At 42.4% G+C, this 15743-nt stretch carries 13 protein-coding genes; 8 read left to right on the top strand and 5 right to left on the bottom strand.

Annotated features, from left to right (window positions below):
• The first annotated feature begins 79 nt into the window (after positions 1 to 79).
• Complete coding sequence (locus NYE43_RS07280; RefSeq protein ID WP_024121141.1) at positions 80 to 1771, top strand: DUF6044 family protein; 1692 nt, start codon at positions 80 to 82, stop codon at positions 1769 to 1771.
• Between the two features lie 12 nt (positions 1772 to 1783).
• Positions 1784 to 2797: a glycosyltransferase family 2 protein gene (locus tag NYE43_RS07285; protein ID WP_024121142.1), complete on the top strand. Its 1014-nt coding sequence runs from the start codon at positions 1784 to 1786 to the stop codon at positions 2795 to 2797.
• A gap of 27 nt (positions 2798 to 2824) precedes the next feature.
• On the opposite strand, the gene NYE43_RS07290 is transcribed toward NYE43_RS07285, so the two are convergent.
• The 3 genes from NYE43_RS07290 to NYE43_RS07300 all read right to left on the bottom strand — a co-directional run bounded on the left by NYE43_RS07290 (position 2825) and on the right by NYE43_RS07300 (position 8041).
• On the bottom strand, positions 2825 to 4660 hold the full coding sequence (locus NYE43_RS07290) for a DNA ligase D (RefSeq protein WP_340927318.1): 1836 nt from the start codon (positions 4658 to 4660) through the stop codon (positions 2825 to 2827).
• 3 nt (positions 4661 to 4663) lie between these two features.
• Positions 4664 to 5548 (bottom strand): non-homologous end joining protein Ku, encoded by an 885-nt coding sequence (gene ku, locus NYE43_RS07295; RefSeq protein WP_024121144.1) that lies wholly within the window; start codon positions 5546 to 5548, stop codon positions 4664 to 4666.
• Positions 5549 to 5638: 90 nt separating this feature from the next.
• On the bottom strand, positions 5639 to 8041 hold the full coding sequence (locus tag NYE43_RS07300) for a bifunctional diguanylate cyclase/phosphodiesterase (protein ID WP_142367101.1): 2403 nt from the start codon (positions 8039 to 8041) through the stop codon (positions 5639 to 5641).
• A gap of 189 nt (positions 8042 to 8230) precedes the next feature.
• Between NYE43_RS07300 and NYE43_RS07305 the strand changes: the two genes are divergently transcribed.
• From NYE43_RS07305 to NYE43_RS07320, 4 genes are all read left to right on the top strand, one after another.
• Positions 8231 to 8899: a DedA family protein gene (locus NYE43_RS07305; protein WP_095713448.1), complete on the top strand. Its 669-nt coding sequence runs from the start codon at positions 8231 to 8233 to the stop codon at positions 8897 to 8899.
• A 256-nt stretch (positions 8900 to 9155) separates the two neighbouring features.
• Entirely contained in the window at positions 9156 to 9950 is a 795-nt protein-coding gene (locus NYE43_RS07310; RefSeq protein WP_095713447.1) for a TerC family protein, read from the top strand.
• A 263-nt stretch (positions 9951 to 10213) separates the two neighbouring features.
• The gene (gene sigI, locus NYE43_RS07315; RefSeq protein ID WP_044156149.1) at positions 10214 to 10969 is read left to right on the top strand and encodes an RNA polymerase sigma factor SigI; all 756 of its coding nucleotides are present in this window, start codon (positions 10214 to 10216) and stop codon (positions 10967 to 10969) included.
• A complete protein-coding gene (locus NYE43_RS07320; protein WP_185848017.1) occupies positions 10966 to 12102 on the top strand; it encodes an anti-sigma-I factor RsgI family protein in 1137 nt (378 codons plus the stop codon). The genes sigI and NYE43_RS07320 overlap by 4 nt, the downstream gene beginning before the upstream one ends.
• Positions 12103 to 12112: 10 nt before the next feature.
• On the opposite strand, the gene sspD is transcribed toward NYE43_RS07320, so the two are convergent.
• Positions 12113 to 12307, bottom strand: a complete 195-nt coding sequence (gene sspD, locus NYE43_RS07325) for an acid-soluble spore protein SspD (RefSeq protein WP_010333988.1) — start codon at positions 12305 to 12307, stop codon at positions 12113 to 12115.
• A 133-nt stretch (positions 12308 to 12440) separates the two neighbouring features.
• Entirely contained in the window at positions 12441 to 13142 is a 702-nt protein-coding gene (locus tag NYE43_RS07330; RefSeq protein ID WP_024121150.1) for a DUF1836 domain-containing protein, read from the bottom strand.
• Positions 13143 to 13313: 171 nt separating this feature from the next.
• Between NYE43_RS07330 and htpX the strand changes: the two genes are divergently transcribed.
• Both htpX and ktrD read left to right on the top strand, forming a co-directional pair.
• The gene (gene htpX, locus NYE43_RS07335; protein ID WP_095713445.1) at positions 13314 to 14210 is read left to right on the top strand and encodes a protease HtpX; all 897 of its coding nucleotides are present in this window, start codon (positions 13314 to 13316) and stop codon (positions 14208 to 14210) included.
• A 173-nt stretch (positions 14211 to 14383) separates the two neighbouring features.
• Positions 14384 to 15733, top strand: a complete 1350-nt coding sequence (ktrD, locus tag NYE43_RS07340; RefSeq protein WP_024121152.1) for a Ktr system potassium transporter KtrD — start codon at positions 14384 to 14386, stop codon at positions 15731 to 15733.
• The last annotated feature ends 10 nt before the right edge of the window (positions 15734 to 15743 follow it).

Consider the following 15743-nt stretch of genomic DNA (forward strand, 5'->3'; position numbering starts at 1 on the left):
GGAAAAGGGATAATAAATTTTGACAGGTGAGGCAGATCATGCCCAATAGAAGTCAGAATAACAGATGGATGTGTTAGGGATGTTACGATTAAGACAACACAAAAAAGAAACATATTATCTTTTGATGGCTTTATTTCTCCTTTTGCTGTATGTCTCCCCGCTTTTTATTTTGAAGGAAGACGCCCATATTCGCGTACACGATAATTTGGATTCCAATATCGCTTGGTACAAGGTGCTGGCCGACAGCGGAGAAATCATCGGCAAAGTTGATGCTGCCATTCCGCAAATCATTAACGGACTGCCACGGGATGCGTTCGGCACTGAGTGGAGCGGAATTGTTTGGCTGCACGCGTTGTTTTCTTCTATGACCGCCTATGCGGTAAGCCAGACCATTACGAGAGTTGTCGCTTTCTTCGGAATGTATGTGCTGCTGAAGAAACATGTGATTCCCGAACAGAAAGCGGCATTGATCCGAATTGGCGTATCGCTCGCATTTGCTTTAACGCCTTTTTGGCCTTCTGGAATGCTGAGCACGCTTGGATACCCTTTGGCGCTGTGGGCTTTTTTGAATATCCGAAAAGGGGATATCTCATGGAGAGAATGGCTGACGCTCGGTTTGCTGCCGTTGTATTCAAGCTTTGTATTAGGCTTCTTCTTTTTCTTGGCTGGGATGGCATGCTTCTGGCTGTATGATGTCATCACAAAAAGAAAATGGAATTTCATTTTCTTAGGCAGCATCGCTTTTATGACAAGTATTTATCTATTTGTCGAGTACCGGCTTGTCTATTCGATGTTGATTTCACACGCGCCGATGCACCGGATTGAATTTATTTCTTCAAGGCATGATGTTTGGCATTCTCTGCGTTTGTCCGTCAAAAACTTTGTCTACGGACATAACCATGTCATGACAGTTCATACCGTTGTGATTCTTCCAATCTTATTACTCGTCTTTTTTGCTGTGCTGTTCAAACGAAATCGGACAAGGGAAGAAAACGTTTATCTTTTTCTCTGCGTGCTGAATTATGCGCTGTCACTGTGGTATGCGTTTTGGTTCAACAAAATATGGGCTGTTCCAAAGCAGAAATTTGCATTTTTAGCTGAATTTAATTTTGCCCGTTTTCATTTTTTGCGCCCGCTGGTGATCTACATGAGTTTTGCGCTCGCTTTGTACCTCATCTGGCGGATGGGGAAAAAGTGGCGATGGCTTGTGTATGCGGCAGTTACTGCGCAGCTGATGGTCCTGGCGCCTTTTAATGAGGAGTATACGTATGGCGTTCACTACAACGCGCCGACGTTTCGTGAATTTTACGCGTCTGACCAATTTAAAGAGATTAAGGAGTATATCGGGCGCCCGCAAGATTCGTACAGGGTGGCGAGTATCGGTCTGCATCCGTCTATTGCCCAATACAACGGTTTTTACACCTTAGATACATATAACAACCTGTACCCGCTCTCATATAAATATGAATTTAGAAAAATCATTGAAAAAGAGCTAGAAAAAAACGCCCAATTGAAACGATACTTTGATGAATGGGGTAGCCGCTGCTATCTGTTCGTCGATGAGCTTGGCAAACGATATGACTTTAAAAAGAATTCGAAGAAAACAATTAATCATCTTGAATTAAATACAGATGTGTTTCAACAAATGGGCGGACAATATATTTTTTCTTCGGTTCCCATCATGAACGCTGACCAAAACCACCTGGCGCTCGTGAAAACATTTGACCATAAAGATTCCGCCTGGCGCATTTATTTATACGAAACAAAATAAGGAGGATATCGATTGAAACAGCCACAGCCAGTGTTAACCATCGTCGTTCCGTGTTTCAATGAAGAGGAAGTATTTAAAGAGACAAGCCGTCAGCTGACGGAGGTTGTAAACAGCTTAATGGAAGAAAAAATGATATCCGAAGACAGTAAAATTTTATTTGTTGATGACGGCAGCAAAGACCGCACCTGGTCTTTGATTGCCATGGAAAGTGTGAAAAACAAGAAGGTAACCGGATTAAAATTAGCCTGCAATGTAGGACATCAAAAAGCGCTTTTAGCAGGTCTGCATAAAGCAAAGCAAAAATCAGACTGCGTGATTTCGATTGATGCCGATCTGCAGGATGATATCTCTGTTATCAGAGAATTTATGCTGAGATATCACGATGGTTTTGAAATCGTGTACGGCGTGCGCCGCAGCCGGAAAACCGATACCTTTTTTAAGCGGACGACCGCTATAGGGTTTTACCGGCTCATGAATAAGCTTGGGATTAAGTTAATTTATAATCATGCCGATTTTCGCTTAATGAATAAAAGGGCGCTTGAAGAACTCGCGCGCTATCCGGAAGCCAATTTGTTTTTAAGGGGCATCGTTCCTATGATCGGCTTCAGGTCAGCCGAAGTTTTGTATGACCGCAAAGAACGTTTTGCCGGAAAAACGAAATATCCGCTGAAAAAAATGCTTTCATTCGCATTTAACGGAATCACATCCTTCAGTGTGGCCCCGATTCGCTTTTTTACGCTTTTGGGTTTTCTATTATTTTTGGTAAGCGCCATGGCGGGGATTGGCGCAGTCATTCAAAAAATGCTTGGCCACACAAATGCGGGCTGGGCGTCTCTCATCATCTCTATTTGGTTTCTGGGCGGATTGCAGCTCATGGGAATCGGGATTATCGGCGAATATATCGGAACGATTTTCTCTGAAGTGAAAAGACGGCCGAAATATGCGGTGGATATCGATTTGTATAATGAACCCTTGAGCCCGCTGCAGCGCCAGGAAAGTGAGCGTTTGGAGAAAAAATACAGTTGAAACAACAAAAAGAGCTGACCGGATAAGTCAGCTCTTTTTCTTCAGCTGATTCAAAATAGCGGCAAGAGGTTCATCCTGCGGATTGCGGTAAAATTCATAAAACGGGCATCCGTGTTTCTTGACCCGGTCAACGACGGTATCGATTGTATACATCGCCGGTGTCAAAGATGGCTGCACCTCGTGCCAATACAGCGGCGCCGCTACGGTGCCAAGCTCGTTTCCCCTGGTGGAATAGGGGCAGATAATCGTTTTTCCTTCAGCATGCTGCAAATAATCGAGATACAATTTTCCATGCCTGTTTTTGATCAGGCGTTCGGTTGTAAATAGGTCTGGAAATGCATTGGTACAATATTCGGCAATCAGCTGTGTAAATTGGCGTGTGTCCTCGTACGTAAATGCTTCTGGTGACAAGGGAATGTAAAGCTGAATCCCTTTGTTGCCGGAAAGCTTCGGATACGATGTGATGCCGAAGGATTCAAAGAGCCGTTTGAGTTCATTTGCTGCCTGAACAGCCATCAGAAAGTCATCTCGGGAGGGGGGATCTAAATCAATGACAATCTCTGCCGGCCTTCTGCTTGCAATCGTTTGAAAAGGAACATGAAACTCTAAAGCGAGCTGATTGGCAAGCCACAATAAGGTGGACAGGTCCTTACAGACAACATGTTCATGGCTACCGTCAAAAAAGGATTGGACAAAGTCCGGTGTATAATCCGGCTTATTTTTTTGGAAAAAGGATTCGCCCCTTGATCCGTGCGGATAGCGAATAACCGTGACAGCACGGTCTTTGAGAAACGGGAACAGGTAGTCGCTGATTTCAATCATATACTGGATGAATTCTTCTTTTGTTTTTTTATGCTTTTCAAATATGATTTTATCCAGGCTTGTAAACTGCAGTTTTGGATGAACCGGCTTTGAGCGGCGCACAAGCTGTGCAAAGGTGCAGTCGGTCCAGTCCATTTGAAATTGAAATTTGACAAACGAAACCTCTCGAAGCGTGCCTTGTAAAATCGTTAAGTACTGGACAGTAGCGCAGATCGATGGTTCGAGCGTATATTCACCTGATGCTGTTTTATGTCCGTGCTGTTCCATAATCGCGCGTATTGCATTTTTTTCTTCCTCGCTCATCCCATGTGATACAGAGGCGACAGGCGTCATTACACCGTTTTTTAACACAGAAACCGTCAGAAATCCATTGTGAGGATTAAATCCTGTGATACAAACATCGGCATGTTTAAAGTTTTTATATTTCAGCCAATCAGATGACCGTTTTTTTTCGAGCCATTTGCTGTTGATTTTTTTTGCTACAATTCCCTCTCCGTCATACTGTATTACCTTCTCCCAAATCGGATCGAAGTGCTGGTAGGGGGGGATATACTGAATGGTTTCCTTTGCATAAGGATTTGGCTCAGCCGGGAGCTTTGCAGCAGACATCAGCTCATGCAGCGATGTTTTTCGGTCAATATAGGAATAAGTCGATACATCTTGTCCGCTTCGTTCCAAAAGGTCAAATGCGAGAAAACAGCAAGGCCGAGAGTTTGCGGATTCCTGTATCTTCTCCGGCCTTTTCAAACGTCCCCGCACTTGAATATGTTCAAAATCTGAACGGAATGGATTCGCCAAAAACACGATTTCTCCGTCAAGAGTTAACGGAAGTTCCTTTTCTATATGCTGAAAAGCAGTTTCGGCAAAGTTAGCAATTTCAGGGAAGGTGCTGTTAAGCTCTAAGCCATTTCTGCTCGTTAATGTCACGCCTGACGTATTAATACGGAGAATACAGCGAAACCCGTCATATTTTACTTCGTAACGCCATTCCGCTCCTTTTGGAGGTGACGCAGTAAGGACGGGCTGCATGGTAAACGCCATTGGTTATGATGTGCCGGAGACTTTTTTTCTAGTGGTTTTCTGCTTTTTTTCTCCGGCTCCTTTCGGTTCTCCGCCTTCGGCTGGTGCTGCCGCTGGTTTTTCCCGATTCGGCCTTTTGGTTCGATCGATGCTGGCTTGAAGTGCGCTGACCAGGTCGATCACATCCTCACGAGGAGGCGCTTTGTCAGGAGTGACGGCTGTTTCTTTATTTTCCAGCTTATCATTGACTCTTTGCAGCAAGGCTTTTCGATACGTGTCCTCATATTGTTCCGGCTGAAATTCAGTTGTCAGCTCATCTATCAGTGTAATGGCGGTTTGCAATTCTTTATCATTTACATTTGATTGATCAGGCACTCCGGGTACGTGGGCAGCACTACGGACCTCATCGGGATAATGAATGGATTCCATTACGATGCAATTTTCATATACGCGGAGAATGGCAAGCTGCTGTTTAGACCTGATCGTCATATTGGCGATCCCGATCTTTCCGGTGGAGCGAAGCGCCTCGCGAAGAAGAGTATAGGCTTTCGTGCCGTTATCTCCGGGTCCGACAAAGTAGGAGCGGTTAAAATATATCGGGTCAATTTCCTGCAGCTGAACAAAATCGACAATTTCAACTGCTTTCTCTTCATGCTCCTGCTTTAGGCTTTTTAAATCTTCATCAGTCAGCACGACATATTTTCCTTTTACGTATTCATATCCCTTCACAATTTCGTCAGGGCTGAGCGTTTTTTCGCAGTTGGTGCACATTTTTTCATATTTAATTGGCGCATGATCTTCTTTATGAAGGCTTCGCAGTTTGATGTCTTTGTCTTCTGTGGCGGCATAAAGCTTGATGGGGATATTCACCAAACCGAAGCTGATGGATCCCTTCCACATTGTATGCATATCGATGAACCCCTTTTTTTCATTATTGTGGAGATGAGAAGGGGGATTCATGTGTAGTAACTTATGGGTATAAAAAAACAGCCGGCGCTGTTAACGCGGCGGCTGGTTCAATATCAAGTGTTCAAGCTGTTCGGGCGGTATCGGCCTGCTGAAAAAGAAGCCCTGTAAATGGTCACAGCCTTTTTCGTCAAGCAGCTGTTTTTGGCCGGAGTTTTCCACGCCTTCGGCAATGACTTGTAAAGACAGCTGATGGCCCATGGCAATAATGGCACCTGTAATTTGTTCTGATTTTGGGTGTGTCTGAATATCATCGATGAATGATTTATCGATTTTCAGCCTGTGGATCGGAAAGTCCTTTAAATAACTTAGAGAACTATGCCCCGTGCCAAAATCGTCAATGCTGATCCTGATGCCTAATTTGGTTAAAGAAGATAGAACCTTTTTGGAGTGGTCAAGATTATCCATAGTCATGCTTTCTGTTACTTCAACTTCAAGAAGGCGAGGGGGAAGCATGTATTTAGAAAGTGTATTCTTGATGAGCGGAATCAGTTCCTCCGATTGAAACTGTCTGGCGGAAATATTAATGGCGACAGAAAGATCAAATCCTTTGTCGTGCCACACTTTTGCCTGCCTGCACGCCTCATCAATAATCCACTTTCCAATATCAATAATAAGGCCGGTTTCTTCGGCAACACCGATGAATTCTCCAGGAGGACGCAGATTGCCGTCGGGAGTGACAAGGCGTATGAGCGCTTCAGCACCTGTCATTTTTTGATCTCTTGTACTGAATTGCGGCTGATAGTGCAAGACAAATCTTTTGTTATCAATCGCTTCCCTCAGCTCCATTTCTTGATTAAGCTTGACGGTTTCTTTATTGCCGATTGAGAAAGAGTAGTATCTGTATTTGCTTTTGTTTCGCTCTTTGGCCGCATACATTGCCATATCTGCTTTTTTCATCAATTCAGGGCCGTCTGTTCCGTCTTTAGGAGAAATCGCAATTCCGATGCTGACGGATGTAATAAGGGTGTGTTCCTGAATTTTAAATGGCTTTTTGAATTGCTGAATGATTTTTTTAGCCAACACATCGGCTTCGCCTGTTCCAGTATTGGCGTCAGTCATAATAATAATGAATTCGTCACCCCCAAGCCGTGCGATAAATCCATTATCCGGTATAACGGATGAAAGCCGTTTAGCCGCGAGCTGGAGCAGCTGATCGCCGACATTATGGCCTAATGCGTCATTTATCACTTTAAACCGGTTCAAATCTAAGAAAAATACCACGGTGTTATAATCCAAGGCATGCTCGCGATTCAAGACTTTTGTTAAATGGGAGATCGCATGTCTTCTGTTGGGTAAATCTGTAAGTGAGTCGTAATGAGCCATTCTATGGATTTTTTTTTCGGCCCTGTACTGTTTTGTCACATCTTTACAGATGACATATATGCTGTCCAGTTCTTGGTTCACCTCAACAGGAATAAACGTAATATTCAAATGAAACTGGCCTTTGTCCGTCATAAGATTGGTATCGCTGTTAATGGCTTGTTTTTCGCTTTTGACCTGCTTAAAAAGCGCATTGATTTTTGGCGACATATAATGATTCCAATTTTGATGGTTTAGGCCGAAGTTATTCATCATATCCTCACCAGCATGATTAGAAGAAATAATATCTCCTTTTAATGACAGGATAAAGATCGCATCAATATTATGAATGATTAAAGATTGAAACCGCTGTTCGTTATCCTTCATGCGTTCATTTTGTTTCATGAATTTTCGATCAGCATGAGAACTGAATAATAATAACGTTTGAATACAGAAGACGATTAAGGCAATCAGAATAGACCAATCGAATGTATGGACTTCCATATGATGGTCGGGAGGTGCAACATCCTCATAAAATGTAGCGGCCATCATTCCTGTATAATGCATTCCCGATATGCCAATTCCCATTATTAAGGCACTGATTATTTTATAAATCAGCAAATGGTCTGCAGGTTTTTTTATGGACAAGTCAAAGAAAATCTTTAGCGAGACGAAAGAAGCTCCAATGGCAATGACAATGGATAATGTAAAAAGCAGCGGTTCATACATCATCATTACCCGGGAAATGGAAGACATTCCGATATAATGCATAGACGAAATCGATGCACCCAGCACCACCGATCCTGTAAGCAGCCTGTAAAAGGTTAGGATATAACGGCTGACGATATATAAAGAAACAAATGATCCAGAAACAGCAGCTGCAATCGAGGCAACTAAAGGCGCCAGTTCATAATGCATCGGCATCTCCGTATGAACAGCCATCATGCCGATAAAATGCATGGACCAAATCCCAAAGCCCATAATGATAGAGCCTGCAATCAGCCATACCTTGCTTTTTAATCCTGTATGAATGGTGACTTTTCTTGAAAGTTCAAGGGAGGTGAACGATGCTGCGCAAGCAATAAGAATAGATAAACATATGAGTGTTGTATTATACGTTGCGTGTAATTCCATATGGAGATTCCCCCGTGTGTTCCAGTCTTGTTGACTCTCCTTAATATCGGCTGTCAGCTAAAGAATTTCAGTCTATATGCCTGGAGAAATTGTCAGAAAAACGCTTGAAATGAAGATTCTCTGTTTTTAGTTCTGCTGACCGTCAAAAATATGTTAAAATCATTTTGATGTTTTGAGTGAAAAACAAAAATGTGTATACATAGATCAGGGAAAAGGGAAGTGAAGATGATCGAAGAATTGGTTATGTCCTGGATAGAAGCATTTAAAAGCTTATCTTATTTCGGAATTTTTCTGGCGCTCTGTATTGAATTTATTCCGGCCGAAATTGTCCTTCCGCTTGCAGGTTATTGGGTATCGAAAGGTGACATGACGCTTGCCGGCGCTGTTCTGGCAGGATCATTAGGAGGAGTCGCCGGTCCGCTCACCCTGTATTGGATCGGGCGTTATGGAGGCAGGCCGTTTCTTGAACGTTTCGGAAAGTACTTCTTTATAAAGCCTGAGGCTCTTGACAAATCGGATGAATTTTTTAAAAAACATGGCGGTTTTGTCGCTTTCAGCGGCCGCTTCCTGCCGGGGATCCGCACACTGATTTCCATACCATGCGGCATCGCAAAAATGAATGTCTGGGTGTTTTCTCTCTACACGTTTATCGCCATGCTGCCGATCACATTTGTTTATGTATATCTCGGTGTGAAGCTCGGAGAAAATTGGAAAGACGTTGGCTCTATTCTAGACCAATATATGCTTCCGATCGGGATCGCCATTTTGATCTTGTTTGTTCTCTATTTAGTGATAAAAAAGAGGAAAAAACGAATGCAGTCTGAACATTTTTCAGTTTTTTTAAAAAATAAGCGTTGACAAATAAACTCACTCCGCATATCATTGACATATAATATGATATTTCTTGAAATCCCAAAGGGGAGTAGCGTCCGGAATGTTCCGGAAACAAAGTCGTCATTTCATGGATAGTGATATCCATCGGCTTTGTTGGCATGCCTGAATTCATGTCTAGCAAGACCTTTGCCTTATGTCGGCAAAGGTCTTTTTTGCATGTCCGGCCGGCATAAGATCGGATGAAGAGAAAGAAAACAACTTTTTTGGGAGGGTATCATTTATGGATGCAGCATTATTATTGGAGTATGGTTGGGTTCTTCTCGTCTTGATCGGGCTGGAAGGTATTTTAGCCGCCGATAACGCTTTAGTGATGGCGGTTATGGTAAAACATTTGCCGGAGGAGCAAAGAAAGAAGGCATTGTTTTATGGGCTGGCAGGCGCCTTTGTTCTGCGATTTGGCTCTTTATTCGCTATTTCTTTTTTGGTGAACGTATGGCAGGTTCAAGCCATTGGCGCGATCTACTTGCTGTATATTGCAGCAAGCCACTTGCTCAAAAGATATGTATTTAAGAAAGAAGACAATCATAAGGTGACGAAGCAAAGCGGATTTTGGCCGACTGTATTAAAGGTTGAACTGGCAGATATCGCTTTTGCTGTTGACTCCATCTTAGCGGCAGTCGCTCTGGCCGTTACGCTGCCGGGAACTTCACTTCCAAAGATCGGCGGACTTGATGGAGGACAATTCTTCGTTATTTTGGCCGGAGGCATTATCGGACTGGTGATTATGCGGTTTGCGGCATCGATGTTTGTTAAGCTTTTAAAGGAACGTCCAAGCCTAGAAACAGCAGCATTTGTTATTGTCGGATGGGTCGGGGTAAAGCTTGCTTTATATACACTCGCACATGATGACATCGCCATAGTGTCCTCGCACTTTATCCACTCAGGGACATGGAAGCTGATTTTCTGGGGTGTCTTAGCGGCGATCGCAGTTTGCGGCTGGTTTATGTCAGGCTCAAAAAAACAGGCGGAAGACGCACAAAACGAACAAAATAACAGAAGCCAAGAAAGGGCTTAATCATAAAGACTCTGCTGAAAAGCAGAGTCTTTTCATGTTTGAAGCGTTTTCACAGACGAAATAAAATAACATTTTTATAACAGCTTTGTTACAAAAACCTCTTTTAAAACCCCCAAAATTCTCTTTAAAGGCACGAAATCCTGTATAGTACGTGAGAATGGATTGTCATAATTGAGACATTGGAAATCAATATTTCTTTTTCTCCTTTGCGATTCCCTATCAAATTAGCTATCATTAATGAGTAGTTATAGGGAGGAACTGAGGTGAAACCAGTGCTTAGCCTTTTGTTTAAATTGGGAAAAAAGAAGCAAACGCTTGAAAAATCTGTTGAAAGCATACAAAAAGGCAATAAAGATCTGCAAAACGAGTTGATACAGCAATATAAGCCATTTATCGCAAAGACGGTTTCATCCGTTTGTAAACGATATATAGATGAAAAAGACGATGAGTTCAGCATCGGACTGATTGCATTTAACGAAGCTATTGAAAAGTACTCACCTGAAAAGGGAAATTCGCTGCTCGCATTCGCAGAGCTTATTATAAAAAGAAAAGTCATTGATTACATTAGAAAAGAAGCAAGAACCGCTCAAAATATTAATATGGATTTACAGGAGGGTGACGATCAGGAATCCTCACAAAGCCTGATTGAAGCCGAGCTTTCTATTGATGAATACCGCCGCCAGATAGAACAGGAACAGAGGCGGGAGGAAATTCTGTATTTTCAAAAGCAACTCAAAGACTACGGACTTTCATTTCAAGAGCTGCTTGAACATTCTCCAAAGCATGCGGACGCAAGGCAAAACGCCATAAAGGTAGCGCTCACCCTTGTCGAGCATGAAGAATTAGCTGCGATTCTTTATACGAAGAAACAGCTTCCTGTTAAACAGCTCGAACAGCTCGTTTCAGTAAGCAGAAAAACGATTGAGCGAAACAGAAAATATATCATTGCAATGTGCATTATCATTACCGGTGATTATATTTATTTAAAAGATTATCTTAAAGGGGTGCTGCACTCATGAGAAGAGGGATCATAGTAGAGAAAAATAAAAAATTCGTCACGTTGCTGACCCCTGACGGACAATTTTTAAAAGCAAAAAATGATCGCCAAACATATGAAATCGGAGAAGAAATCATGCTTCCGAGTGAGACACGCATGGGCAGAAGGGCCAGCTTTTTTGATGTTTTAAGACTGCGCCCTTTCAAAATGGGGATTTTTTCGATGACTGCTATTATGCTTTTTATTTTTATTATTCTCCCCGTTTTCTCTAATGACAAGGCCTATGCGTATATGACAATAGATATCAATCCAAGCTTCGAAATGGCGTTAAACAGCGATTACGAAGTGATCGAACTGACGCCCTTAAATGATGACGGCAAGAAGGTTATCAGTGACATCGATGATTGGGAGGAGACTGATTTTAAAAAGGTGATAGACGATATTATTACGGATTGCAGCGAGCATGGATATGTAAAGGAATCGAAAGAAATATTGATTTCCACTGTTTATGAAAATACGGATGACGATACATATAAATCAGGAGTAAAAAAACAGCTGAATGATGTAACGGAAAAATATAAAACGACATACCGCATGGAATCTCTCGAAACAGATATGAAAACGAGAGAAAAAGCAAAAAAGGAAGGCGTATCAACAGGCAGCTACATAAAATCGAATGAAAAGAATAACATGAAAGATCCAAATGAAGATTCTCAAAAATCCGGGGAAGAGGATCAAAAAAATACCGGCAACGAGGAAGAAAACACGAATCAGACAGACGATCAGGACAGCAAACAAGGAGAAAATGAACAGCTGGATGATACGGATTCACAGAAAGAAGATACAACTGACACGCAGAATGATGATAGTGAACAGAATAAAGATGTAAAGGAATCAGATGAAAACACGAAAGTTGAAAAAGATGGGGATACTGAGCAAACCCCTACACAAGTTCCTCAAGATAACGGAAATGAAGAAGAAGACAATGGTGAACAGAATAGCAAAAATCGCAAAAATTGGAATAACGGTGAAAAAGGAAAGGATCATTCCTCATCTAATCGGGATAATGCTTCTTACCACCGTAACCCAAATGGCTACAGCAGCAATAATGAATCAGCTCAAACAGAAGATTCGCCGAGTGCCCCCGGCGAATAGAGTCCTGAGTTTATTTATTTGTGCCATTTAGCTGTGATTGTGCCTGCTGAACCAGACGCTTTGTCATTTCCCCGCCTACAGAGCCGTTAGCGCGTGAAACTGTATCAGAACCAAGGTTCACACCGAATTCTTGAGCCACTTCAAGTTTAAATTGGTCTAGTGCCTGCTCCACCCCTGGAACAACGAGTTTATTTCTGCTCGCCATCTTTTTTCATCTCCTTTTTCTATTAAGAAATTCTTAATGCGTATTTAGTTTGAAATGTACGGGGTTTATTTATGCTGGCAATTGTTGTGGGGGAATAAGAAACCCCCGGCAATTTGCCGGGGGTACCTCCTGATTACAGTATGTCAGCGGTCATTTTGTTCGCGGTCGCCTGAATATGGAACGTCAAAATGGAGAGAACTGTAATGGCAATAATCTGCCTGATTTTGACCCATTGGGCGTCACTCAGCTCTTCAAAATGGTGACGAAGAAGGTCTGTTTCCTGTTCGACAATCTGCTGGAGGTTTGATTCCTTCATGGAAGGAGTATCTTGGTGATAAATGGCATGCAGCACATGCGCGCAGCTTTCATAGTACGCTAACGGGCTGATGACATCATCAGATCTGTCTGAGATGGTGTTAAAAGCAACTTTTAAGATAGCTCGTATGTGTTCAAAGTCATAAATGGATTTTAGGTCACGTACAATTAAAAGAATCACTGCCTGTTCAACTGAATACTTTTTACCCAGCTCAGGATGGCCAATAAGGTCTTTGATATCGCGTTTCACCCAATTTTGAATCGCGGTTGACTTTAACGAAGTCAGCTCGCATAAATTGCCAAGCTCAACGATTTCGTTGGTTGACAGGCCGTATTCTTTTTTCTGTTTTTTTCGTTCATATCTTGTAAGAAATTCTGGAATTTGAAGATGGCTTGCCGCTTCTTCCGCTGACATATTTGCCGATTTAACGAGGATGTCGAGCGGGCTAATGTCTCCCAGGCCTTTAAGGGAATAGAGCAGCCGTACCATCTCAATTCGAGTGAGTTTAAAAATATTCATTGTTCACCTCTTCAAGACAATTTGACGCGGATATAATCTCTATGTATAAATGCACTATTAAAGCGTCAGTAATACATTAACATCATACGTCTAAATCCTTGCATTTTCAAACAGATGTTTTATAATTTAAATATACAGGTTCATTTGATCTTAAAAATAACGGAGGTTATTATGGCGAAAAGAATTTTTCTGTTTATTTTAACGAATATTTTGGTGCTTACAACGATCGGAATTGTTTTATCTGTCATAAGCTCTGTCACTGGAGTTGGGACGTACTTTACAGCTGATGGCGGTATAGATCCTATTGCGCTTCTTGTATTCAGTTTAGTCGTCGGTTTTGTCGGTTCCTTTACGTCTCTTGCGATGTCCAGATGGATGGCAAAGACAATGATGGGCGTCAGAGTGCTGAATCCGGAGAAACATACACTTAGCCATGAAGAGCAGCAATTGGTTGACCGTGTTTATAGATTAAGCCGCTCTGCCGGCTTAACGAAGATGCCGGAGGTCGGAATTTACCGCTCATCCGAAGTGAACGCGTTTGCGACTGGCCCTTCAAAACGCCGCTCTCTTGTCGCTGTGTCGTCAGGCCTGCTTGATCAAATGGATGATGCTGCGGTTGAAGGCGTGCTTGCCCATGAGGTCGCTCATATTGCAAATGGTGATATGGTGACAATGACACTTTTACAAGGTATTGTGAATACCTTCGTCGTCTTTTTATCACGGATCGCTGCATGGATCGCGAGCCGCTTTGTTAAGGAAGATCTTGCTCCGATTGTTCATTTTATCGCAATGATTGTGTTTCAGATTGTCTTTTCAATTCTCGGAAGCCTCGTTGTTTTTGCGTATTCACGCCACCGTGAATTCCATGCTGACCGGGGAGGAGCGGATCTTGCCGGCAAGGATAAGATGATTCATGCTCTTCGAACGCTTAAGAGCTATTCTTCCCGCATCATGGAAGAAGATCAGACAGCTGTCCAAACACTAAAGATTAATGGCAAGAAGCGGTCATCGCTTTTCTCTACTCACCCTGATTTAGATGAAAGAATCAGACGATTAGAAGCTAAATAAAATAAAAACATCCTTCCTCTGAGAACCCTCAGAGGTTTTTTTTCTGTTTCACTTTGACTAAAATAATAAAAAAATATGCAAGTTAAGAAAATGTTTCGCAAAAGCCTTTAAAAATGGATCTAATATCTTTAGAATAATTACCGTACTTTAAAAGAGAGGCAGAAGGATTTCACATGAGATTAAAGCTTGGAAAATTGATACAGGCATTATCTCCGGCCCAGCTTATTGCATTATATTACTTTCTCGCAGTAACTGTGGCCCTGATATTGCTGAGCCTGCCGGCTGCCCATAAGCAGGGAGCGGATTGGACTTTTATTGACGCGCTTTTTACGGCTGTCAGTTCAGTCAGCGTCACGGGGCTGACGGTTGTGGATACAGCTGATACATTCAGCACTACAGGCATTTTTATTTTGGCATTTGTTCTGCAATTTGGCGGAATCGGGATTATGACGCTCGGAACGTTTATTTGGCTGATCATGGGAAAAAGAATCGGTCTTAAAGAACGGAAATTGATTATGGTAGACCAAAACCAATCCCAGTTTTCAGGTATTGTCAATTTAATGAAGCAGGTTCTTTTTCTTATATTGTGGATTGAATTTTTTGGAGGAATCATACTTGGCACTTATTTTTTAACCTACTATGATTCCTTTCAGGAAGCTTATTTACACGGGTTTTTTGCTAGTGTCAGCGCAACCACAAATGGCGGGTTTGATATAACAGGAAATTCCATGGTTCCATTCCGCCATGATTATTTTGTGCAGTTTATTACAATGCTTTTGATCATATTCGGAGCGATCGGCTTTCCGGTGCTTGTCGAAGTAAAGGACTTCTTGTTTTCTAAGCATCGGAGATATCCGTTTACGCTTTTTACAAAAATCACGACCATTATGTTTGGCTCACTCGTAGTGTTTGGCGCCATCGGCATCTATGCGCTGGAAGCAAGCCACTCTTTTGCAGGAAAGGCATGGCATGATATTTTGTTTCTATCCTTGTTTCAATCAACAGCTACCCGAAGCGGCGGGCTTGCAACAATTGATATCAGCCAGCTGTCGGATCCCACGTTGTTTTTTATGTGCGCGCTGATGTTTATCGGTGCGTCGCCAAGCTCAGTCGGGGGAGGCATAAGGACAACAACTTTTGCCTTGAATCTGCTTGCGCTGTTTCATTTTGCACGCGGCAATAAAGCGGTAAAAGTATTCAAACGGGAGCTGCACCCAGCAGATCTGATGAAGTCTCTTGTGGTCACAATGATGGCGATTTTGCTCGTTTTTGGAGCGACACTGATCCTTACAGTGACAGAAAAGCATTCTCTGCTGGAGCTTTTGTTTGAGGTATGTTCGGCCTTTGGAACGACTGGTCTGTCCCTTGGCATTACCGCTGATTTGAGCAACGTAGGAAAATGTGTCATTATGATCGTAATGTTTATCGGGCGGATCGGAATATTGACTTTCCTTTATCTGATCGGAAGAAAAGAAATTGAAGCAAATTACCATTATCCGAAGGAAAGAGTGATTATCGGATAATTAAACACCG

Source organism: Bacillus sp. FSL R5-0434 (assembly GCF_038004745.1).
GTDB lineage: Bacteria > Bacillota > Bacilli > Bacillales > Bacillaceae > Bacillus > Bacillus halotolerans.

Coding starts and splice junctions, on each gene's coding strand:
- NYE43_RS07280 (WP_024121141.1), top strand. CDS start 80: ATGTTACGATTAAGACAACACAAAAAAGAAACATATTATCTTTTGATG.
- NYE43_RS07290 (WP_340927318.1), bottom strand. CDS start 4,660: ATGGCGTTTACCATGCAGCCCGTCCTTACTGCGTCACCTCCAAAAGGA.
- ku (WP_024121144.1), bottom strand. CDS start 5,548: ATGCATACAATGTGGAAGGGATCCATCAGCTTCGGTTTGGTGAATATC.
- NYE43_RS07300 (WP_142367101.1), bottom strand. CDS start 8,041: ATGGAATTACACGCAACGTATAATACAACACTCATATGTTTATCTATT.
- NYE43_RS07305 (WP_095713448.1), top strand. CDS start 8,231: ATGTGTATACATAGATCAGGGAAAAGGGAAGTGAAGATGATCGAAGAA.
- NYE43_RS07310 (WP_095713447.1), top strand. CDS start 9,156: ATGGATGCAGCATTATTATTGGAGTATGGTTGGGTTCTTCTCGTCTTG.
- NYE43_RS07320 (WP_185848017.1), top strand. CDS start 10,966: ATGAGAAGAGGGATCATAGTAGAGAAAAATAAAAAATTCGTCACGTTG.
- sspD (WP_010333988.1), bottom strand. CDS start 12,307: ATGGCGAGCAGAAATAAACTCGTTGTTCCAGGGGTGGAGCAGGCACTA.
- NYE43_RS07330 (WP_024121150.1), bottom strand. CDS start 13,142: ATGAATATTTTTAAACTCACTCGAATTGAGATGGTACGGCTGCTCTAT.
- htpX (WP_095713445.1), top strand. CDS start 13,314: ATGGCGAAAAGAATTTTTCTGTTTATTTTAACGAATATTTTGGTGCTT.
- ktrD (WP_024121152.1), top strand. CDS start 14,384: ATGAGATTAAAGCTTGGAAAATTGATACAGGCATTATCTCCGGCCCAG.